We start from the raw sequence: 21,165 nt of genomic DNA, 5'->3' as shown, positions 1-21,165 counted from the left end.
TTTAATTCAAATCGGGAACCTTGGCACTTTCCTGACGGAGTTCAAATCGCGCTTCACGGGCATTTCTGCAATCCTGGGAATCTTCACCAGACGCTTCGCAGGCCGTATATCGGGTGTTCATCTCATCTTGATGTTCTTTATGCCATTGCTTTGATTTAGGATTATCACACCCCGTCAGAAGCAAGGCGCCTGAAATAATCGGGAATAGGTAAAGTGACGTTTTCATTTTTGCCCTCTCAATCATTAAAGTCAGGAACGGGCGCGGCGAGCTGCTGTTCATCAAATGCTTTTTGCCGCTGTTGGGCCAACAGGTTGGAGCGTTGCTCAGCCTGTTTGACGGATATTTCCCACTGGCTGGTCAACGCATTCAATTGTACGCTTCTGGCCGCCACGGCGTTAGTCAGGTCCTGTGACTCTTTAGAATCCTGCGCATTCGATATGCGGTCGGATAATGCGGCGATATCGTTGAGCGTGCCGGCGATCTTGTTTTCAACGTCGGACGTATTTTCTATCGCCACCGCCTGATTCAGGATGATCTGTTTGCAACTATCCAGATAACGCGGCGAGGAACTGGACTGATTACAGGTATCGAAAGATTGATATTTTCCATACAAGCGCTGAAGCTCGGAAGAATAGGCGCCGCCCTGATTGGTCAGCAGATCATCCAGTGAAACGCCGTTTTTGCGGAGGTTATCAATATCGCTTTTGAGGTTTCTCGCCTCGTTAAGAAACCCCTGAATATCCCGCACGCCCGTCGCCGTGGCTAATTGCCGCTTGTAGGCGTCAAGCTCGCTTTTATAGTGGGTGACGGTTTCCTGCCACTGCTGGAGTTTTTGCACCCACTGGTTAATGGATTCGGTATTCTGCACGCCGTCGAAAACCGGGATCCCGGCGCTGAACGCCGGAGTGGAGAGAAAGAGTGCTAACGCCAGCACGGTGTTTCGGGTACGCATTGTTATCACCTCTCAGATAGCCATTTCAAGAAACTGCGCTTTCCATGCTTCAGGCTTCATGCCTTCCTGATAAAGGGCATCGAAGATTTTCAGGTTGTCTTCGCTCCCACTCAGCAGTTTTGTGACTTTCCCCAGGCCCGACAGATCCATTTTCGCCATCGTCACGAATGGCCGGGTTTCGCCGGCACGCAACGGCGTTTTCAGGATCACCATATAGCGCTCGCCCGGATCCAGATTTTTGACGATGTCATACACGCTTTCCGGTACTTTCATTTTCTCCACGTAGTCCGCATGGCTGGCCTTTGGGTTGGCGAGAAAAATCTGTGTGCCGCACTGTTCGATGATCGCCGGGGCGATGGGATGCCTGACGATCTCGTCGGGTGACTGGGTGGCGGGGACAAAGATGCCGTTCAGCTTGCGAATAACCTTGAGCATGTTGAGCGAGAACCGGGAGAATTCCACATCAGCCAGCCACTTCCAGAACTCGTCCATACACATTACCAGCCGACGGCCGTCCAGCAGGCTGGTGACGCGATACAGCAGGTAAAAGGTAATCGGCCCTCGGATATCGTCGTCATCCAGAAACTCCGTGCCGTCGATGCCGAAGTTATCGATATCGCTGATATCGAACGTATCCGCCTCGTTATCAAATACCCAGCCGAACTCGCCGCCCTGCGCCCACTGTTTCAGCCGGATGCGCAGCCCATTGACTCGGGCCGCCTGGGTCGGCGGCTCCGGCAGCACTTCCAGCAGTCGTGTGATGCCGCAACGGCGGTATTCCGGCGGGTAGTCCAGCATGATGGTGTTCACGGCGGCGCTGATACGCGCTTCGTCGCGCGGATCGAGCGGCTTGCCGTTGCGGCGGCACAGCATTCGTACCAGTTGCTTGATAAAGTTGATGTTCCGTCGGGTCGGCGCCAGCGAAAACGGGTTGAACCCGGTGGTCTCGCCGGTACGGAGTCGAAAATAACGCCCGCCCATCTGGCGTATCGCCATCTCCGCCGCCCGGTCTTTGTCGAAATAAACGGTGGTCAGCCGCTTGATGGTGGCCGAAGCGGCAAACGTCGCCGGGTTGCGGTATTTCTGCATCAGTTGTTGCATCACGGTCATCAGCATCGTTTTCCCCGAGCCGGTTTTCCCGATAATCGCCGTATTGCCCGGCGTTTTCTCGTTAAAGTCATCCCGTCCGGCCTGGCTGTCGTGCAGATTGAGGTAATAACCGCCGCCGCCTGGCGATGTGAGGATAGCGATGGCCTCGCCCCAGGGATTGCCGTCGCGCTTGTGGGGATGAAAGTTGTGCAGACTCGCCATATCGGCATAGTTCTGGCTGCTGACGGCCACCAGCCGGGGCCGCAGGGTATAGACCCCCGGCAGTTGCGCCAGATAGGCGGCGGGTAACGACAGCGTGGAGAGCGTCGTCATAATGCCGAGGTCGGCGAAGGGCTGCGCCAGCGTCGTGGCATCCTTCACCACCCGGTCAGCGCTCGCGGATGAAACCAGCAGGGAGAAGTGGTATTTGCCGCATGACACATGCCCGGACTGGAGCAGATCGCGCAGCACAATCAGCTCTTCGCGCTGCGACAGAGCATCGTCATCGGCCGAGTTCAGCCGTTTTTCCGCCAGCCGGATATGGTTCTGCGCTTCATCGCGCGCCAAGCAGGTAAAGGACTGCGTCAGCACATACTCGCTTTCGGCGTACAGGAGCGCATCCAGTAAACCCGTGGTGGTTTCGGGCGAATAGTCCTTGATTTCGAGACTGCGGAAGTAGCGGGAGCCGTCTACCGTCTGGCATTCGGCGGTATCGGTGGTGAAAAACACGTCTGCCGTGCCGAGCTGGTGGTAAAACGGCGCGCGCGTGACCGCTACCTTCTGCCATTTACCAGTGAGCAGCCGGTGATAGAAAGAAAGCTGCGAGGAGTACACCCGCCCGTTTGCTTCATAAACGCCCAGCGGCGTCGCGGTATAGCGGGATAAGGCGGCGTTCAATGACGCCCAGTGCTCAAGCATGACCTTCAGGGCGTTATCCTGCGCCGCCTGCCTTTTGCCGACCGGCTGTCGGCTCAGCACCTTTTTCTCCAGCGATGAGAATGGCGCGAAACAGACGGTAAAGAATAACCGGTGTCGCCAAAGTGGTTTGTCTTTGAGGGGCCGGTAGTACAGTTCCGTCACCTCATCGGCAAAGGGAATGCCCGATTGCGCCGCAAAGGCATCCTGGTAGGGTTCCCGGATACGGTGAATATAGAAAGTGACCGGCTGCCCTTCATACGACCGGATCAGGTTATTCAGGTGGGTCGCCAGAAAAGTGAGATGATGTTCATCCTCGCATTCGAAAACGGTGCCGCCCAGCTCCCAGGTCGCTACCAAATCCCGGTGCCGGTTGCTGATGATGTGAGGGTGAATATGGGAGGAATACGGAATGTATTTATCCAGCGTGATGCGCGCGTTTAATTTCATCTTGTCGGTAAACTCCGCAATATCGACGGCGTCATAGCGGTTAGCCAGGATGGCGTTGGCGCCAAAATAGCGGTTGGCGGCCCACTGGCCGCGCGTTTTAAACGCCAGCCAGAGCAGCCCGAAATAGTGGATATCTTTACGGGCCCTGGCCTTCATTTCCATCCAGGCAGGGAGCAGCAGCAATGCCAGGTAATAGCTGAGGTAAACCGCCAGCAGGACGATAGCCCCGCTGACGATCACGAACGGCACGAGGGGAATGCCCATGATGGCGGCGGGCCGCGTCAACGCCTTGTTCAGCGTGGTCATCGGCTCCCCCTACGCGGCCCAGTAGGCGCCGAAGCCCGACGCGCCGACAATCAGGATGGCGCCGATAATGACGTTGCGCATGTCATGCAGGCTCTTGCCGTCGAACAGCACCTTGTAGCCGATCCACATGGTCGCCAGCGTGATGGTGACGGCGGCTAGCCCCAGCAGGCCGGTGGAGGTGTTGCTCAGCGTCTCATTGGCTTTATTGAATCCACCGTCGGCTGCCAGCACGCGCGAGGAAAGTAATACGGCGGTAACAGCAGACCAGAATTTGACTTTTCTCATCGTCATTTTTCCTCATGAATCTCAGGGACGGGTAACGCGCCGCGCATAACGGCGTTCGGGTAGCGCACGGACGGTGGCGCTGGTGTGGCGTTATCGGCCATGTCGCCGCGCAGGACGACGGTGGGATAATGGATTGTCGGGATGGCATTTTCGGTTGGGGGGCGTTGTTTCTCTTCCCGCGTCGACGGGACGGCATAGCCGATACGTTGGACATAGCTAGTGTCGTCAAAGGCGGCTTCCGGCCGCTGGCCGGTATCAAAGTCACCAGAGTAGTAGCAACTGAGCGCGCGTTTCAGGGAGCGGCCGCGTCGGTAGCAGTCGGTGAGGATGCGCTCGAAGACCGACAGATTGATGCAGGGATCAAACAGCTCATGTGCGGTAACGCCATAGTGACGGAAATTGGTGCTGGTGATTTGCATCAGCCCGACCGAATAGCGGCGACCTTGCGCGGCCAACCGCCTGGCGATGCCGACGGCGTCCGCCTTGTCGGCGGGATAATGAGAAATCACCCCATGGTCGCCGGGCGCGCGCTCATGCTTCGGCACTATCTCCGCGATGGCGTAAGGGTGAAAACCGGATTCCACCCTCGCTATGTCGAGCGCGGTGGTCGGGTGAACGCTGGCGGCGCACTGCATGGCCGCCGCCAGAAAGGCGGTGGTGGAAAGCATGGCGGCCTCAGAAGGGTAAAATGCAGGATGGTTGCGACAGAAAGGAACGGGAAGCGTATTAATCGGCGGCAATATTTTGCGGCGCAGTGTTGTCCTCTCTGGGTTCAAGCAACACCAGCTTGCCGGAGACGGCGATGCCGGGTGTGAACACCACATTCAGGCCGGATTTGCCGTGATGGGCGAAGGCAACGCCGACTTTTGTCCAGTAGGTGCTTTTTTCGCCCTGCGCATCGGGCTGACTTTCCTGCGTGACAAAGACGTGATAAATGGGTTTTCGCATGATTTTTCCTCTGATAAAAAGCGCATGAAACATTGGTCACATCCCGATCCTGCATTCCGGTTTTAACGGGTCAGCGAGAATATTCAGCGGCACCCTGAATTGTGGTTGTGTGACAGCCCGAACCCGGTTGTTAAAGAGCGTATTCAGGCAATCCCGGCCCGGTGAAATAAACGTCCTGAACATCGCCAGCAAATATCGGCGTGGTCAGGGTGCGCTTTCTGATTCCGGCGGGTAACAAGAAAATCAAATCGGAAAATAAAAGAAAAAGGACGCGAAATTATCTTGATATGATTTTGAGTTTTATCTGGCGGGTAAATTTTTTATGAAAATCTGTTCGGTTTTTGTTTTTCGACACGCTTCCCAATATTAAAAATCAGGATGTTCTTGCTGAGGAGAAATAAAATACGTGCGGAAACGCCTTGTTCTCCGCACGTAATCGATATTGCTTTCAGCGCTGACGGCGTTCAAGTTTTGCCTGGCATTGCGTGCAGGTCGTCACGCCCGGCAACGTCTGCCGCCGTTTCTCGGGAATGGGCTTGCCGCAGAAACGACAATGCAACAGTGATGGCGTGGGCGCAGGTTTGAAACGGTTCTGTTCGATCATCTCTTCCAGCCGCTGCTCGTTAAATTCCTGGTCGCGATCGATCTCATCCGGCATGCGACGCCCTCCTGTCCGAAGCTTCCCGTTCGCAAAGCGTGATGCGGTTCCAGACGCTGGTAAGTGAAGGCCCTGCCGTCGGCGCGGACAGCGCCTCGGTGACCTGCATCATCGCCGTCAATGCTTCGGGTGATTCGAGGTTCTCCACGCGGTGTTTTTGCCATTGCCGCCAGATCTCGGCATCGGTTTGTTCATCCGGAATGGGCGTCCTGCCTTGCGGAATAGCGACGCCCAGCAAGCGGCGACGCACGCAGATTTCATTGGAGGTGAGGCCAAAATACTGATTCAGCAACGCAATAGAGCCACCCAGACGAATAGCCCGATTAATCAGTTGCTGACGCAGTGCCTCCTGATGGGACAGTATCAGCAACTGACGTAATACGTCATGGCGTACAGAGATATCCATGAGCGGCGCTGATGTTCGACTCAGGGTAAAGAGTTCGTCCAGAGACAATTGATTGAGAGCGTTCATTTCGTCGAACGTGAATCCCAAGGTTTCGCAGCGACGAATGTTGCCTTCTTTCAGTGCGTGCAGAACGTCTGTTAATATGGAGTAATTCAGTGACGGGATCATAATAGGGTTCCTCACGTTTAAACGTTTTCAACGGCTGATTAATTTAAGGTTTATCCATTCGTCGATTTCAGATTCGAGCCAGGCCACGCTGGCGGGGCCAATTTTGATTGAGCGGGGAAAGGCTCCACTTTTCATATAAAGATAAATCTGTGAGCGTTTCAGACCGGTTTTTTCTTCAACCTGTCTCAGACGCAATAACTGATGTGAAGTCATGAGTTTCTCCTGTGTCGGAAATAAACGGGGCAGGTCCGGAGAGGACAAAAAAACACAGGAAGGGAGAGGCAGGGAAGTGGTTAAGCCCGTATTACGGATGTCGTTATCCTTAATACGGACTTTTGTGCTGACAGATAACTATCATATTATTTTGATGATGAAGAGGATGACGGAGAACCTCGCTCCAGTGCAGTTTTCAGCGTGTCTCCGCTGAGCCGGTCTGTGATGCCATCATCTGAAGCCCATTGCTCAAAGATGGACAGAAGCTTATAAGGCTGTCTCATTAGGGGGCTGATCTCCTTATTATGTTTACAGGCGAGCCAGAACAGACGGGATAGTGGTGTGGATATTCGCGTTGCGGAAGGGGATGTTGTTTTATTTGTGAATGACATATTGATTAGTTTTTCAAGTTCGGCATGTCGAATGACAAAACAGGCATCTTCTGGCAAATTATGAATTGGGAAATATCCTCTACGTTCTTTTCGATACATTACCTGGGATGAGCTCTGTGCAAAAAACTCAGATAAGCAATTCTCAGGTAGTTGCATAATTCCCTGATTTATTTTTTCCTGCCATGTCATTTTTTCGAATATTTGAAATGTATCCCCACCTAAGGTAACTGTAATACCATAATTGCTCACATTCGCTCCTGTTAAAGGTAATGGAATCTTAAGAGAGCTGGCAAGTAATCTCTGTATCAAAACGAATTCAAAACCGGATAATGTTGTGTCAATGACACGCTGTATAGGATAGATGTATCTTCCCTCAGTACTAAAAGTTAAATTTTCCCCTGTAATAAAGCCTTTCTTGTCGAGAAAACACAGTCTTGATATAAAAGAGTTTTCTACTGGCGCTAGTTTTAATTTCTGGTTGATGGTTTTAATTTTTCTTAAAATAACAGGGGATGGGAAATATATTGAAATATAAATCCTCCCATGTAAAGCATGACGGTAAATATCACTGTCTTTCAATTTTTCACCAGTTGTTTTATTTATTAACTTAACAGCCTCTCGAATGGTAACCCAGTCAGATACTCTATTCTTGACATGGATGATGGAGTTTTTTTTTGGACATGATTTACCTCCTTTTATAAGCTAATTATTTTATTGAAAAAAAAAGAATGACCACCTTTTGAGAATGAGCCAATATTCCGAATTGGACTGCTGCAAAACCGTGGGCGTATTTGTCTATACAATAGATGACTTCCCTCGTCTTTCTGTGGATAGGATACTCATAAGTGTCAGGTTAACCCTGAAGATTAGGGGAATCGACAAAAAGGGGGCCTGAATGACCCCCTATGAAAGATTAACCGTAAACGACTTTCACATTTTTAGCTAAAGGCTCGACCACACTTGATACCAACAGGAAACACAGAACACAGAATCCTGTCATCACCATGAAAACAGTGTTCCAGTTATAAGCATCCAGAGTAGCGCCTACGATAAGAGGCATACACATTCCACCGAGCTGTCCTCCCATGTTGATTACGCTATAAGCAACGGGGTAAGTCTCTTTATCCGCACGTTCCATTGCATATACGGAATAGGCTGAATAACCAAGAGCGAGCATCAGACCCAGGATGAACAGCATGAATGCTAATAAATACTTGCTTTCCGGTGCATAGACCAATGAGTACATTGTGAAGATAGTCGCGCCGGCGCTGAGTAGCATTAGTGGCTTACGCCTCTTATTCAACAATCTATCGGATAGCCATCCTCCGAAAAAGTTTCCTAAGACGCTTCCCAGAAAAGGAGATGCCGCTAACAGGGCGGAACTGGTAAGATCGAAACCTCTCTCTGTTATTAAATATTTTGGCAACCATGACATAAGAACGCTGACAATACCTACCATTGAAAAATAACCTAAGGCAACACCGTAGATATCCCAGCACCGAAAAACTTCTCTCGATGTTGAAAGTTCAACAACCTGTTTAGTCCGGATAAGCTTATCAAGCCAACAATATTTAAACTCAGTAGTTTTATGTCCAGTCGATGTATCTGCACTCTTTTCAGGGTAGTTGTCACGAATATAGGCAACTTCTTTTTCATTAACATATTTGCTTTCTTCGGGTTTGTTCCTGACCATAAAATACCAGAAGATAGAAAGCAAAATACCCGGTATGGCGAAAAAAACAAAAATATATCGCCATCCTAATGTCATAATAATCCATGCGCAAATAGGAGGTACAATCAAAGGACCAACTTTTGAACCCGCAAGGAATAAACCTGTCGCAGTCCCTTTTTCTTTGGCGGGAAACCATTGATTAATCGTCACGGTGGAGCCGATTACCACCGGAGATTCACTTACGCCGACTAGAAATCTGAGGATCTTCAATATAAATATATTATTAACGATACCCATCATGCCAGTAAAAAACGAGGTCAGCAGCATGCCAAGGGTAAAAGCGTTTCGCATTCCAATTTTTTTTATCAAAAATCCTGCTGGAATTTGAAAAAAGGAATATCCAGCGAAGAAAAGGCTAATCAAGAGACCAGCCATTGTATTTGACATCTGGAATTCTTCCTGAATAAATGGAATGGCAAAGCCAATATTAGCACGGTCTGCATTTGCAATAGTATAGATAATGAAGATAAAGCTCATTACCCACCATCTGTAATGAGACATTTTTGTAGTGTCAGAGGAAATATTCATAATATTAATCCCGGTGAGTTATTTATATTTTTGCGCTGCAAAAGTCGAACTCGCTATAGGTTCTTGCACGGGACAGACTACTCAGTAAATTAGGTTCGATATGATCACGAACTATTTTTACTACCTCAAGCAATCGTTCAAGTGAAATGCCGGTTTGGAGGCCCATTCGGTTAAATAAATTGACTGCGTCTTCAGTGCCTGCGTTGCCCGCCGCCCCGGGAGCAAAAGGACATCCGCCAAGGCCGCCGACGGCCGTTTCAAATCGCGTGACGCCTGCTTGCAGGCCTGCCATCATATTTGCCAAAGCCATACCATGCGTATTATGCATATGTAATCCAACATCCATTAAGGGGAATTTTTGGCTAATGGCTTGCAAAATATGTGACGTCTGAAACGGATTCGCTACACCGATGGTATCGCATAAAGTCAATGATTTGATCTCATGGTCGTCAGAAAATTTAATAATATCCAGCAAGCTGTCTATGCTTGTTTCACCGATAAACGGGCAACCAAAAACAGTGGCCAAAGAAAGTGTGATATTCAGTTCAGGATATTCATGCCTGATTTTATACAGGTCATCTAAAGATTCCTGATGCGTTCTGTTAATATTGGCTCTGTTATGTTCAGGACTGACGGAGACGACATAATTTATATTCCTGATACCCGCGTCATAAACTAACTGAGCTCCGCGCACATTAGGAACTAAAACGAATGGAGTAATATTTTTATGATGTTCTAAAACATAGGCGATGACTTCTTTAGAGTCAGCCAGCTGAGGAATAGCTTTAGGACTCACCATAGAAGTTATTTCTATTTTGTTAATTCCGGTTTTAATTAATTGATCAATGATATTTATTTTTAAGTCTGTAGGGATGGGTTTTTTTATGTTCTGAAACCCATCCCGGGGACCTACTTCAGTAATCTGGATAAATTTTGACATTTTATATAATCCTTACAGTATTCCGTTATTGATTAATTCATCAATTTTTTCATCAGAGTAATTAAACAACTCTTTCAATATTTCATAATTATGCTGCCCCAGCGTAGGTGCCGGAGTTCTTATTGTCGCTTTTTTATTAGTAAATTTTACCTGATTACCTGTTAATGTTGTTTTACCCGCTACCGGGTGTTCAATATCAACAAACATTTCCCTGGCAACAGCAATATGAGGATCTTTAGTAACACGATCGATGGTATTGATCGGGGCTGACGGTATGCCTGCAGCCAGTAAGAGTTCCACTATATGATCAATAGACAGGTCTCGTGTCCAGGATTCTATAATAGACTTGAGTTCAGCATGATTTTCGACACGCTTAATATTGGAACTGAATTTTTCGTTGTCCAGTTGATGGATTTGTACTGTGTCTTTTAAGAGTCCAAAAAGTTTATCATTGCCGCAGGCAATGATGACATAGCCGTCATTTGCCTGAAATGAATCATAAGGATAGATTGATTCATAACGGTTTCCGATACGGGTTGGTATCCTTCCTGAACATAAATAAATAATGTTGATGATTTCTAATGAGGAAACCATTGAATCGACCAACGAGACATCAACTTTTTCGCCAATCCCCGTCTTCAGTCGGTTTACGTATGCAGCCAGTACTCCAATAGCGCAGCTCATACCTCCAACAACATCTGCAATCGCAGTACCGGTGCGCGTAGGGGGGGTATCAGGCCAGCCCGTTGTGCTCATGAGACCACTCATCGCCTGGCCAATAATGTCATAACCGGCACGTTTAGAATATGGGCCTGTATGCCCAAACCCCGAGACAGCGCCATAAATAATGGCCGGATTGACTTTCCTGAGATTTTCATATCCCAGTCCCAGTTTCTCCATCACACCGGGGCGATAATTTTCTAAGACAATGTCGCTTTCTTTAACCATGTCCAGAAAAATTTTTCGACCTTCGTCAGTTTTTAAATTAAGAGTAATACCGCGCTTATTTCGATTGAGATTCATAAAATAAGCGCTTTCCCCATTCACTTGTGGGGCATTAGCACGAGAATCATCACCTTTTCCTGGCATTTCAATTTTGATTACGTCAGCGCCAAAATCCGCTAACATCATGCCGCAATAAGGTCCTGCTAATACTCGGGTTAAATCCAGAATGCGTACGCCGCTCATTACTCCTGCCTGCTTTTCCATCTTTAATTCCTTCTACAGTTACATTGACAATATGGATATTTGGTAAGTGATTACCGTTGTTGCGCTTAAATGATTACAAATTCCATGCCAAAAAATAAAAAATGACGGTAGTTGTTTAACGTATTGATATATAAAGTTTTATATTTTATATCGAGAGGGGTATCAATATTTTTGTTTGTATCATTTGTGAAATTCATATCACATATGATATGAATGATTAATATTAAACAGCGTGAGGATTTTTTATGCCTTCTAAAACTCTGCCTAATTTAGCGCTCATAACGCCATATCCGAGTTTGGGTACAATCGTTACTGAACAATGCGTCGGGTTGTTTAATTGTCATGTTTATCATGGCAGTCTGGGAAAGGCGTCTAACATTGCTAAAAACCTTGATCCGGAATTTTACGATGTCATCATGAGTCGTGGTGGAACGGCGGATTATATTGAAAAATCCACCACAATCCCTGTTGTTCGCATCGTCATTTCGGCAGCAGATCTACTGAAATCACTTATTCCTCTTAAAAATAACCGGGAAAAAATTGCATTTTTTAATTATGAAAACTATTTGCCTGAGGTGGATTTAGTTGCTCAGGCATTAAATGTGGTTATTGATGAGTTCACTTTTTCAACGGAACAGGATATTAACGAAAATCTTAAAAGATGCCATGAGGAAAACTATCAAACCATTATAGGTGGTAGCCCGGCAGCCAAAATTGCTCAGCAATACAATATGGAATGCATTCTTATAGAAAATGGTGTTGAATCGGTAAACAGTTCTTTAAGGGAAGCACTGGCAATCGTTGAAACGACAAAACGTAAGCATATGCATATGGCACGGCTTGAAATGATATTATCTTCTATTACGGAAGGGATCATCGTCACCAATGAAAATAATGCTGTGCAATATTTTAACAAAGCTGCGCAGAAAATATTTGGTATAGAAGAAAGTCAGATTATTGGTAAGCAGGTTGATACTGTTATCCAAAATACACGAATTAATCAGGTTTTGCTGTCAAAGTCTCCAGAAATCAGGGAGTTACAGGAAATTGGTAATACGTCTATTATTACGAGCCGGGTTCCTATTCTTATGGGTAATAAATGTATCGGTGTTGTTTGTTCGTTTACTGATACTCCTCAAATACAGCGCGTTGAACGTAAAATTCGTGGAAAAATAATAAAGAAAGGGTTTACTGCGAAATATAAGTTTGCTGATATTATTACAAACAGTGATAATATGCGTGATGTTATAAAGTTGGCTGAAATTTATTCTAAAACTCATTCTCCGGTGATGATTCATGGCGAGTCGGGTACGGGAAAAGAGCTGTTTGCCCAGAGTATTCATAATCACAGCTTGAGGAAAAACGACCCTTTTGTAGCAATAAACTGTGCCGCGATACCCGAAAATCTACTTGAAAGTGAATTATTTGGTTATGAAGGTGGCTCCTTTACGGGAGCTAAACGAGAGGGGAAAGAAGGGTTAATTGAATTAGCACATGAAGGAACCTTATTTTTAGATGAAATTGGTGAGCTTCCCCTTTCCATTCAAAGCCGTTTATTACGGGTGCTTCAGGAATATGAGATCATGCGTATTGGCGGGAAAGACCTCATCCCGGTTAATGTCAGAATTATTGGCGCAACTAATCGATCGCTTGATGATATGGCAAGTGCAGGCACCTTCAGAAGCGATCTCTACTATCGTTTAAATGTATTACCATTAACCGTCCCGCCTCTGCGTGAGCGTGATGGTGATGTGGAATATCTGGTAAAAAAATTTTTGAAAGAACCTGATTCAGAGCAGCAGGTACAGAATTTTCTGGAGGTGTTTTCTTCATATCCTTGGCCAGGGAATGTCCGTGAACTCAGGTTTATCCTGGAGCGGCTGTCTTTATTATCAAAAGGATTTCCCGGGGCTTCATGGTTTGAAATACTTGAGCTAACAGGTTTCAAAATAAAGGATCTGAATAATGCGCCTGAAGCGAGCAGAACTATAACTGTAGATCTTAAAATAAAACATTTAAAAGGTATCGTGAGAGATGTTGAGCGGCAGATAATTTCTTTTTATTTGAAACTTTACAATAATGATCAAGAAAAAGTAGCGACTAAACTGGGCATCAGTAAAATGAGTATGTGGCGTAAATTAAGGGAAAAAGAGGGATAAAGCTTTTGCCGTTCCTGTTTTAGGGGGGCTTTTCTGTAAAGTGGATATCCTGATATTTCCAGCATCCCGGTAAAAGGAAGCTAAATGGGGCGATGCTGTGCCCCATTACCTTGTGAATAAAACGGTATGTCAATGAGCGATTTTATGACCTGTGACAAACGTCTGGTCTGTTTCCTTTTGCTGACCGTCAGGCAGTGGCTCTGTAATTGTGCAGACAAAAAGCAGACATAACATGGCGCCCACCGACAGAGTGAAAAAAACCATGCTCCAGTTATAATGATCCAGGATCATACCAACGATAAAAGGCATACACATACCCCCCAGCTGTCCACCCATATTGATTATGCCGTAGGCGATGGGATACGTCTTTTTATCCACTCTTCCCATTGCGTAAACTGAAAACGCCGAATAACCCAGGCCCAGGAATAATCCGGTGATAAAAAATAGCACGGTCAGGATAAGTTGGGTGGCAGGAGCATTCACAATAAGCAGCATGGACGCAATAGTAGTAATTGCACTGACCATCATCATGGGCTTGCGGCGTTTCCCCAACAGGTTATCCGATATCCATCCACCTAGCAGATTACCGCACAGCGTACCAACAAAGGGTGCTGCTGCCAGGTAAGCGGAATTCATCATTGAAAACCCTTGCTCCTGGAGAAGATATTTAGGTAACCATGACATCAATACGCCGACGGTTCCAACCATGAAAAAATAACCCAGAGCGGCACCATAAATATCCCAGCATCCGAAGCACTGGCGCGTACTGGTAAGGATTTCGGAATGCCGTGTTCTGATGATTTTATCCAGCCATACTGCTTTGTACTCTCTGACCTTTTTGACTTTTTTTGCTGAAACGCCGCTGCGAATATAATCAAGTTCCTGACGGGAAACAAAGCGGCTTTTCTCGGGACTATTATTGACCATCACAATCCAAAGTAAAGCGAGTACAATTCCCGGAACACTAAAAAAGATAAAAATATAGCGCCAGTCGAAGTTCATCAATATCCAGGCACTTATTAATGGGACGACCAATGGTCCCATGTTGGAACTGGCCAGGAAAATACCGGTTGCCGTTCCTTTTTCCCTCTCAGGGAACCAATTGTTGATGGTAACGGTAGAACCGATAACCACAGCCGCTTCACTAACACCTACCAGAAAGCGCAGGATATTCAGGTGGATAATTGAATCAGCCAGACCCATCAGGCCGGTACATATAGCAGTCGTAAGAATACCGAGGGTGTAAATTTGTCTGACGCCGAATTTTTTTATTAAAAAACCAACCGGGATTTGCATTATGGCATATCCGGCAAAGAATAAACTGACCAGTAAACCACCCTGAGTATTATCCAGATTAAATTCTTGTTGCATAAGGGGTAAAGCAAAACCAATATTTGCCCGGTCGGCATATTCTACCGTATAAACAATAAAAATAAGCGCCATTACCCACCAATGAAAATGGGGTACTTTTAAATTTCTTAACGTGCTCATTTCAACCTCAATAAGTAGGATAACCAGAGAGTGTTATTATTTCTCTGATAAGAATGACAGATAGAGGAGCTACCCCTTCCCATCTGTCATTTCTTGTTTTTCAATTATCAGTAACTGGCTTTTCGCCCGGTGTTATATTTTTCTTCTGCGAGACGAATTTCCGGCAATCCTGTTAATCGGTTAAACTCTTCGAAAGGGATCATTTTGGGCAGGAAACTTTCGGTGGTGCCGTGTTGTTTTAATGTTTTCATCAATTCCGTTACGGCATAGGCTTCCGCATACACTGAGGCGACACAAAAGATGACCAGCCGGTAACCGATTTCCTGCAGCTTTGGTGCCGGCAACAAAGGCGTCCGTCCATGTTCAAGCATATTCGCCAGCACCGGGACGTTGAAACTTCGGGTCACGATCCGCATCTCTTCTTCCGATTCCACAGACTCTATAAAAAGTACATCCGCGCCAGCCTGTTCATAAGCCTTGCCACGACGAATGGCTTCGTCCAGGCCATAGTTTGTCCGAGCATCGGTCCGGGCCATAATTAACATATCGCCCCGGCGGGCATCGCAGGCTGCCTGTATTTTTCCCACCATTTCTTCAGGCGGGACAACTTCACGGCCCAGCATATGGCCGCATTTTTTCGGCGCAATCTGGTCTTCAAGCTGCATCATGGCCACCCCGGCATCCTCATACAAACGCGTCGTGCGGATGACATTAATGGCATTACCAAAACCGGTATCAGCATCAGCGATCACGGGAATATTAACGCGTTCAACAATATTCCTGGCGCGTGTCGCCATTTCAACCTGTGTCAGCAGGCCGACATCGGGCTGTCCCAGAATACTGGCGGCTGAACCATAACCGGTCATATAAACAGCTTCGAAACCTGTGTCTTCAATTATCTTTGCGGTGAGTACATCATGCGCACCAGGAGCAATCAGGATGTCTTTCTGTGAGAGCCTCTGTTTTAGCTTACTACCCATGCCAGTCATATCTTTTCCTTTGCTGTATCTGGAGTGATATTGGCAAATAAAATTATTTGCCGCCAAACGTATAACGCATGACTCATGCCAATTTATAAGGGCAGGTGTGATTTTTTAACTTGTTGTTTTAAAGGTAAATTAATATGAATGGAGGAGATGAGGTATTCGCTTGTCGTTTCGGATATATCACTTGTGATAGAGCTTTTTCATTTTTGTTGTAGAGACTCTCTTTTATTTGTGTGTAATGCCATTGAACTCACCAGCCAAATCGCGTGTTAAGTTTGTAGTATTAATGGGAGGCATGTTCTATGTCTATTCCCGGCAGGTGAGCGGTGCTCTGCGGTTATGGCGAGGAAATAACATACATGTCTCCTGGCTTCGCAGGAGCCTGTGTGGGCTAATGGGGTACGCCTTGTGAAGACACAAAGCGTTTTTGATGAAAATTCGCAAAAGGCCTGCTCAATGATATGGTGAATGTCCGGGGTGTAGGTAATGTCCAGGGTAGTCAAGCACAAGCGATCGCCGTAACGGGACTTCAAATCATCCACACTGTTCAACTGGCGGAAGGTTCCTGCGACGCTTCGGTCAAATGGCGACCGAAGCCGCTGCTTATACCGGTGATAATCCGTTTCGCTGTGTCATATATCCAATCCTTTAAAGGTTAATCAGGCCGGGAAGTCGGTGGAAAAGGCAATATCCTTCTGCGCTTCCAGTGCGGCAAGCCGTTCGGTGAGGGCTGCTTTTATGTTGTTGTAGGCATCTGAGCCAAGTGCAAGGCGTTTCGGCGCGGGGACTTGATCGACCGAGACGATCATTGCTTGCGCCATCTTCGCCGCATCCCCCGGCTGGCCTCTGAAGCCCGGCTCAATGACGCGCCGCACCGCACCGGCGGGGGTTTGCGCATAGACGTCCATGGCTGGGGAAATGGCCGCGCTGTTCGCGGCGAATTCAGTGCGCGCGCTGCCCGGTTCGATAAGGGTTACCTGGATATTGAATGGTGCAATGTCCTGCATCGTGGATTCGAAGAAGCCTTCCACCGCCCATTTTGATGCGTGGTACAGCGAAAGACCCGGCATGGCCCACTGTCCGCCCATACTGGATAGCTGCAGGATCCTGCCGCCTCCCTGGGCACGCAGATGTGGCAATGCTGCGCGTACCACCTGTATTGAGCCCACCACATTGGTATTGAGTTGATGGATTATCTGCTCATCCAGCAATTCTTCGGCCGCGCCAACCAGGCCATATCCGGCATTATTGACCACCACATCGATGTGGCCAAAGTGGGCGAAAGCCGCATCGACGACGCGACAAATTTCCGGAGTATCGGTCAGATCAAGCTGTTCAAGCCAGAGCCGATCGCCATATTTTTCCTGCAGGTCGCTTAATGCATCCATCTTGCGGGCGGTGCCGGCAACACGATCGCCACGCTCCAGAAGTTGTTCCGTCATCAGTCGGCCAAAGCCGCTGTTCACGCCGGTGATGAACCAGGTACGTTGAGTCATATATTTCTCCTAACAGTTGAAAGTATCGCGCTGTCATCCAGCATATTCAGACTACTTGTACAGCGGCGCGCATATTGCAGTGGCCTCGTCTTGATAGGGCCCGGTGCGGCGTGCAGCCATGTAGTCCCTCCCGGACGGCTTACCTGAGCTATGGCGGGGGATACCATTATTCGCGTCCTTTAATTACTGACAGGCACGCGCGTCCAGAGATCATTGAACGCAACGCTATCGAAAAACGCGGTTCCCTCGACGGCCAGGCCGTCTTTCATTTTGAGAAACCACGCGTAATTGTTGACATAAGGCTTGCCATCGTTGGCAATCCCACGCCCCTGGAAGTACGCGATCACCATGTCTCCGTCGCCATAGATGCCTTTGATAGTGACCGGGCGGAATTTGTCATTTGACCGGGCAAAGCGGGCTCCGAAGGGAACATTGATTTTCGCATTCAGTTCGTCCTTGCCAACGGTCGTTCCAGCAATGAGTGAGTGGCCGGGAATCGTCCACTTGATATCTTCCGACAGAACGCTCAGGACGCTGCCTGTGCCACGGCTCCAGGCGGTCAGCGCCGCCTCGACTTTCTGTTTGTTCGACGCGGTGGTATCCGTCGCGTTTTGTGCTAATGCCAGCGGTGCGAAGAACAGCGCAAATAGTGTTGCGGCGAAGCTAATGGACAGGATGGCGCGTCGCCCGGTATCGATTATTTTCATAGTGATATCCTCATTTTTTTATCCAGACTGATTTATGAATTCCTGTTACGGGTGGTTCCGGCAACGCGTTCACCACGTTTTAGAAGCTGTTCCTTCATCCGTCGTCGGCCAAAGCTTCTGTTGACGCCGGTGATAATCCAGGTACGAACGGTCATAGCACTATCCTCCCTGCGGTTGGAGCAACAATTGCCGTGCGATGAAAGACGAGGTTACTTTATGGGATTGGGTTGATAAACTGCGTAAAGCGGGATGGGCTATCAACTCAGGGTTTATAATTAGCAATGCAAAAAGATCAACTCGACGGTATCATTCCGTTCCTCACCGTTGCTAAATACCTGAGTTTTACCCGGGCCGCGCAGGTGCTGAACATTTCTTCGACGGCGGTCAGCAAGGCTGTCCAGCAGTTCGAGCAGCGACATGGTGTCGTGCTGTTCCAGCGAACAACCCGTAGCGTAGCCCTGACGGAGCCCGGCCTCGCGCTGTTTGAGCGTCTCCAGCCCGCCACCGCCGAAATCGGCGATGCACTGGCGTATCTGTCAAACTACCAGACGCATCCGACGGGCACCTTACGCCTGACCATGACACGTATTGCAATGATGTTGCTCGTTGAGCCATTTGTACCGGATTATTGCCGCGCTTATCCGGAGGTCACGCTGGAGCTGTCGATTGATGAGGGAACGGTTGATCTGGCGAGCGGGCTTTATGACGCCGGTATCCGGTTAGGAGAAACGGTTGAGAAAGATATGGTGGCCGTGAGACTCACACCGGACCTCCGTTGGTCCGTGGTTGGCTCATCAGCTTATTTGGCGAGGGCCGGGCGGCCCCGAAATCCTGAAGAACTGACGCAGCATGAAGGCCTCATTTACCGCTTTGTCTCGTCGGGACAACGGCATCGGTGGGAATTCAATCGCAGCGGCCGTGATTTCTTCGTGGATATGCCAGGCCGTATCGTCGTCAATGACCGTGCGTCGTTATTGTCGTTCGCCCGGCAGGGCTTAGGCCTTGCTTATGTGGCTGACATTGAGGCCGCTGACGATCTGGCTGAGGGACGTCTTGAGTCAGTATTGAGAGATTTTATCCAGCCGACCACCGGCGTATATCTTTATTTCCCGGCCAGAACACAGGCTCAGCCCAAGCTGCGTGCGTTTATTGATATGGCAAAGCGTAAAGGACTGGGAGCCGGGTAAGCGGGTTGTGTCCGCTAAAGTTTTCTCAGGAATAAATTACCTTGCGAGGATTATGGAGCCGAATTAGCTGTACTCCGGGCATAACGCAAGAGAGGAAGGAGATAGCAGAAATAGCTGACAGACTTACCAGGTATTTGCTGTGCCTTGTCATGCGGAAGGGGGGCTTTACAGGCAGGGATTAAAATACAGGATGCATCTGACGAGCCAGGTTGAACCCATGTCCAGGGAACGCGTAGCGCTTCTGGCAGGTAAGAATTTAATCCGCGTGAGTTCCCGACCAGATCCTGAGACTGCTGATTTGCTATGAGGTAGAGATGTGTTTAAAGGTATGGGTTCGTCTGCAGTGATTTTTTCTGATTATTGGAGCAGAAGAAAAGCAGATCATTAACTGGCCAGATCTGCTTTTAATTTACGCGTCAATTGCAGGATTTAATGATAAGACAACCTTACGCTTTGTCCCATCAGCGCCAGACATAGGGGGGGATAAATCTATCCCGGCATGCATCCAGATAATCCGACCACCACTGCATCATCGCTTTGCGGGCTTCAAGATGTGCGGCTTTATGGATATAGGCCGCCCGCACGCTGTTGCGCTCCTGGTGGCTCATCTGGCGTTCAACCGCATCCTGCGACCACTGGCCGGACTCCATCAGGGCGCTACAGGCCATCGTCCGGAAGCCGTGACCGCAGACATCCGTTTTGGTGTCATAACCCATCAGCCGCAGCGCTTTGTTGACCGTGTTTTCACACACTGGTTTATACGGATTATGGTCGCCGGGGAACACCAGTTCCAGATGGCCTGAAATCGCTTGAATTTGCTTCAGAACGTCGATGGCTTGCCGGGACAGCGGCACGATATGCGGCGTGCGCATTTTCGCGCCGCGCCCGGAGTAGCGGACGCCGGCAATCGCGTCGCGGGTGGCGGGAATGGTCCAGATCTTGTTTCTGAAATCAATTTCACTCCACCTTGCGAAACGCAGTTCGCTGGACCGGATAAACAGGTGCAGGGTGAGCAATACCGCCAGCCGGGTCAGTTCCCGGCCTTGCTGATAATCTTCAATACTCCCCAGCAGCTCAGACAGACGCTCCAGCGGCAGAGCCGGATAATGGCACCTGACCGGCGGAGCCGTTACGCCGACCAGATTCAGCGCCGGATTGCTTTCTACCCATCCCTGCTGAACCGCGTAACGCATAATGTTGCACAGGTGCTGGCGCGTGCGGGACGCAACTTCCAGCAAACCTTTTTCCTCAATACCTTTCAGCAGGGCAGTGAAGTGTCGGGTTTTCAGTTCCGTGATAGGCTGATTACCGATCGCCGGAAAAACATGATTGTTCAGGCTAGCAAGCAGGCGGGTGGCGTGGTTCTCCGACCATGTTGTGTTGCTTTTATGCCAGCTCAGCGCCACGGTCTTGAAACTCTTTTCTGGTGAACGAGCAGTTTTTTCAGCAGCACGCTGTTGCGCCGGGTTGATATTCTGCGCCAGCAGTTTGCGGATGCCGTCGCGCTGTTGCCGGGCATCGGTCAGAGAGACATCGGGATAAGCGCCTAAACTGAGGCGGGACTCTTTGCCATTGATACGATATTTGAGATACCAAAGACGTGAACCGCCGGGATTGACCAAAATGTATAGGCCATGAGAATCGGAAACTTTGAAGGGTTTAGCGGATGATTTTAAGTTGCGGATTTTCGAGTCGTTAAGAGACATTTGGGGGTCACTCCATAATCGAACCAACCTGACCCCAAATCTGACCACCAAATTCTCCCGATGCAGAGGGAAAATTGAAAACGCATCGGGAAGATTTTTCACGCTAACTTATTGAATCTGAATCACATAAGAATTCGCAAAGAGGCATGAAAACAAGAAATTGGCTCCTCTGACTGGACTCGAACCAGTGACATACGGATTAACAGTCCGCCGTTCTACCGACTGAACTACAGAGGAATTG

The 21,165-nt window shown here is 48.5% G+C and carries 20 protein-coding genes and 1 tRNA gene; 2 read left to right on the top strand and 19 right to left on the bottom strand.

Annotated features, from left to right (window positions below):
* Window position 1 precedes the first annotated feature (1 nt).
* From ACN28Q_RS01695 to ACN28Q_RS01635, 13 genes are all read right to left on the bottom strand, one after another.
* Window positions 2-226, bottom strand: a complete 225-nt coding sequence (locus tag ACN28Q_RS01695) for an EexN family lipoprotein (protein WP_095848869.1) — start codon at window positions 224-226, stop codon at window positions 2-4.
* Window positions 227-236: 10 nt separating this feature from the next.
* Window positions 237-953, bottom strand: a complete 717-nt coding sequence (locus tag ACN28Q_RS01690) for a TrbJ/VirB5 family protein (RefSeq protein ID WP_048638365.1) — start codon at window positions 951-953, stop codon at window positions 237-239.
* A gap of 12 nt (window positions 954-965) precedes the next feature.
* A complete protein-coding gene (locus ACN28Q_RS01685; RefSeq protein ID WP_095844743.1) occupies window positions 966-3,713 on the bottom strand; it encodes a VirB4 family type IV secretion/conjugal transfer ATPase in 2,748 nt (915 codons plus the stop codon).
* 9 nt (window positions 3,714-3,722) lie between these two features.
* Window positions 3,723-4,004 (bottom strand): TrbC/VirB2 family protein, encoded by a 282-nt coding sequence (locus ACN28Q_RS01680; RefSeq protein ID WP_095844742.1) that lies wholly within the window; start codon window positions 4,002-4,004, stop codon window positions 3,723-3,725.
* Window positions 4,001-4,666 carry a lytic transglycosylase domain-containing protein gene (locus ACN28Q_RS01675; protein WP_095844741.1) on the bottom strand — a complete coding sequence of 222 codons (666 nt, stop codon included), beginning with the start codon at window positions 4,664-4,666 and terminating at the stop codon, window positions 4,001-4,003. Before ACN28Q_RS01675 ends, ACN28Q_RS01680 begins: the two co-directional genes overlap by 4 nt.
* Before the next feature lie 58 nt (window positions 4,667-4,724).
* A complete protein-coding gene (locus tag ACN28Q_RS01670; protein ID WP_048639890.1) occupies window positions 4,725-4,946 on the bottom strand; it encodes a hypothetical protein in 222 nt (73 codons plus the stop codon).
* Between the two features lie 448 nt (window positions 4,947-5,394).
* Window positions 5,395-5,604, bottom strand: coding sequence for a TraR/DksA family transcriptional regulator (locus tag ACN28Q_RS01665; RefSeq protein ID WP_048638369.1), 210 nt, complete (start codon window positions 5,602-5,604; stop codon window positions 5,395-5,397).
* The gene (locus ACN28Q_RS01660) at window positions 5,594-6,178 is read right to left on the bottom strand and encodes a DUF2857 domain-containing protein (protein WP_183092122.1); all 585 of its coding nucleotides are present in this window, start codon (window positions 6,176-6,178) and stop codon (window positions 5,594-5,596) included. The genes ACN28Q_RS01665 and ACN28Q_RS01660 overlap by 11 nt, the downstream gene beginning before the upstream one ends.
* Window positions 6,179-6,205: 27 nt before the next feature.
* Complete coding sequence (locus tag ACN28Q_RS01655) at window positions 6,206-6,391, bottom strand: AlpA family transcriptional regulator (RefSeq protein ID WP_095844740.1); 186 nt, start codon at window positions 6,389-6,391, stop codon at window positions 6,206-6,208.
* A 146-nt stretch (window positions 6,392-6,537) separates the two neighbouring features.
* Window positions 6,538-7,482 carry a hypothetical protein gene (locus ACN28Q_RS01650; protein WP_095844739.1) on the bottom strand — a complete coding sequence of 315 codons (945 nt, stop codon included), beginning with the start codon at window positions 7,480-7,482 and terminating at the stop codon, window positions 6,538-6,540.
* 214 nt (window positions 7,483-7,696) lie between these two features.
* Window positions 7,697-9,043 (bottom strand): MFS transporter, encoded by a 1,347-nt coding sequence (locus ACN28Q_RS01645; RefSeq protein WP_048638372.1) that lies wholly within the window; start codon window positions 9,041-9,043, stop codon window positions 7,697-7,699.
* 22 nt (window positions 9,044-9,065) lie between these two features.
* A complete protein-coding gene (locus tag ACN28Q_RS01640) occupies window positions 9,066-9,983 on the bottom strand; it encodes a hydroxymethylglutaryl-CoA lyase (RefSeq protein WP_095844738.1) in 918 nt (305 codons plus the stop codon).
* A gap of 12 nt (window positions 9,984-9,995) precedes the next feature.
* The gene (locus ACN28Q_RS01635; RefSeq protein ID WP_095844737.1) at window positions 9,996-11,192 is read right to left on the bottom strand and encodes a CaiB/BaiF CoA transferase family protein; all 1,197 of its coding nucleotides are present in this window, start codon (window positions 11,190-11,192) and stop codon (window positions 9,996-9,998) included.
* A gap of 245 nt (window positions 11,193-11,437) precedes the next feature.
* On the opposite strand from ACN28Q_RS01635, the gene ACN28Q_RS01630 reads away from it, so the two are divergent.
* Window positions 11,438-13,351, top strand: coding sequence for a sigma-54-dependent Fis family transcriptional regulator (locus tag ACN28Q_RS01630; protein ID WP_095844736.1), 1,914 nt, complete (start codon window positions 11,438-11,440; stop codon window positions 13,349-13,351).
* Window positions 13,352-13,480: 129 nt separating this feature from the next.
* Here the strand turns inward: ACN28Q_RS01630 and ACN28Q_RS01625 are convergent, their stop codons facing one another.
* From ACN28Q_RS01625 to ACN28Q_RS01610, 4 genes are all read right to left on the bottom strand, one after another.
* Entirely contained in the window at window positions 13,481-14,842 is a 1,362-nt protein-coding gene (locus ACN28Q_RS01625; RefSeq protein WP_230469529.1) for an MFS transporter, read from the bottom strand.
* 107 nt (window positions 14,843-14,949) lie between these two features.
* Window positions 14,950-15,831, bottom strand: coding sequence for an isocitrate lyase/PEP mutase family protein (locus ACN28Q_RS01620; protein WP_095844735.1), 882 nt, complete (start codon window positions 15,829-15,831; stop codon window positions 14,950-14,952).
* 656 nt (window positions 15,832-16,487) lie between these two features.
* A complete protein-coding gene (locus tag ACN28Q_RS01615) occupies window positions 16,488-17,324 on the bottom strand; it encodes an SDR family oxidoreductase (protein WP_048638379.1) in 837 nt (278 codons plus the stop codon).
* A 179-nt stretch (window positions 17,325-17,503) separates the two neighbouring features.
* Window positions 17,504-18,031 (bottom strand): nuclear transport factor 2 family protein, encoded by a 528-nt coding sequence (locus tag ACN28Q_RS01610; protein WP_095844734.1) that lies wholly within the window; start codon window positions 18,029-18,031, stop codon window positions 17,504-17,506.
* Window positions 18,032-18,312: 281 nt separating this feature from the next.
* Between ACN28Q_RS01610 and ACN28Q_RS01605 the strand changes: the two genes are divergently transcribed.
* Window positions 18,313-19,218, top strand: a complete 906-nt coding sequence (locus tag ACN28Q_RS01605; protein ID WP_095844733.1) for a LysR family transcriptional regulator — start codon at window positions 18,313-18,315, stop codon at window positions 19,216-19,218.
* Window positions 19,219-19,679: 461 nt separating this feature from the next.
* Here ACN28Q_RS01605 and ACN28Q_RS01600 read toward each other — a convergent pair whose 3' ends face one another.
* Complete coding sequence (locus ACN28Q_RS01600) at window positions 19,680-20,924, bottom strand: tyrosine-type recombinase/integrase (protein WP_095844732.1); 1,245 nt, start codon at window positions 20,922-20,924, stop codon at window positions 19,680-19,682.
* 161 nt (window positions 20,925-21,085) lie between these two features.
* Window positions 21,086-21,161 (bottom strand) — tRNA-Asn (locus ACN28Q_RS01595).
* Window positions 21,162-21,165: the final 4 nt, after the last annotated feature.

Origin of the sequence: Gibbsiella quercinecans, from assembly GCF_002291425.1 — a bacterium.
GTDB lineage: Bacteria > Pseudomonadota > Gammaproteobacteria > Enterobacterales > Enterobacteriaceae > Gibbsiella > Gibbsiella quercinecans.
Note: the sequence above shows the minus strand (reverse complement) of the source record. Positions and strands in the feature narration are given on the sequence as shown.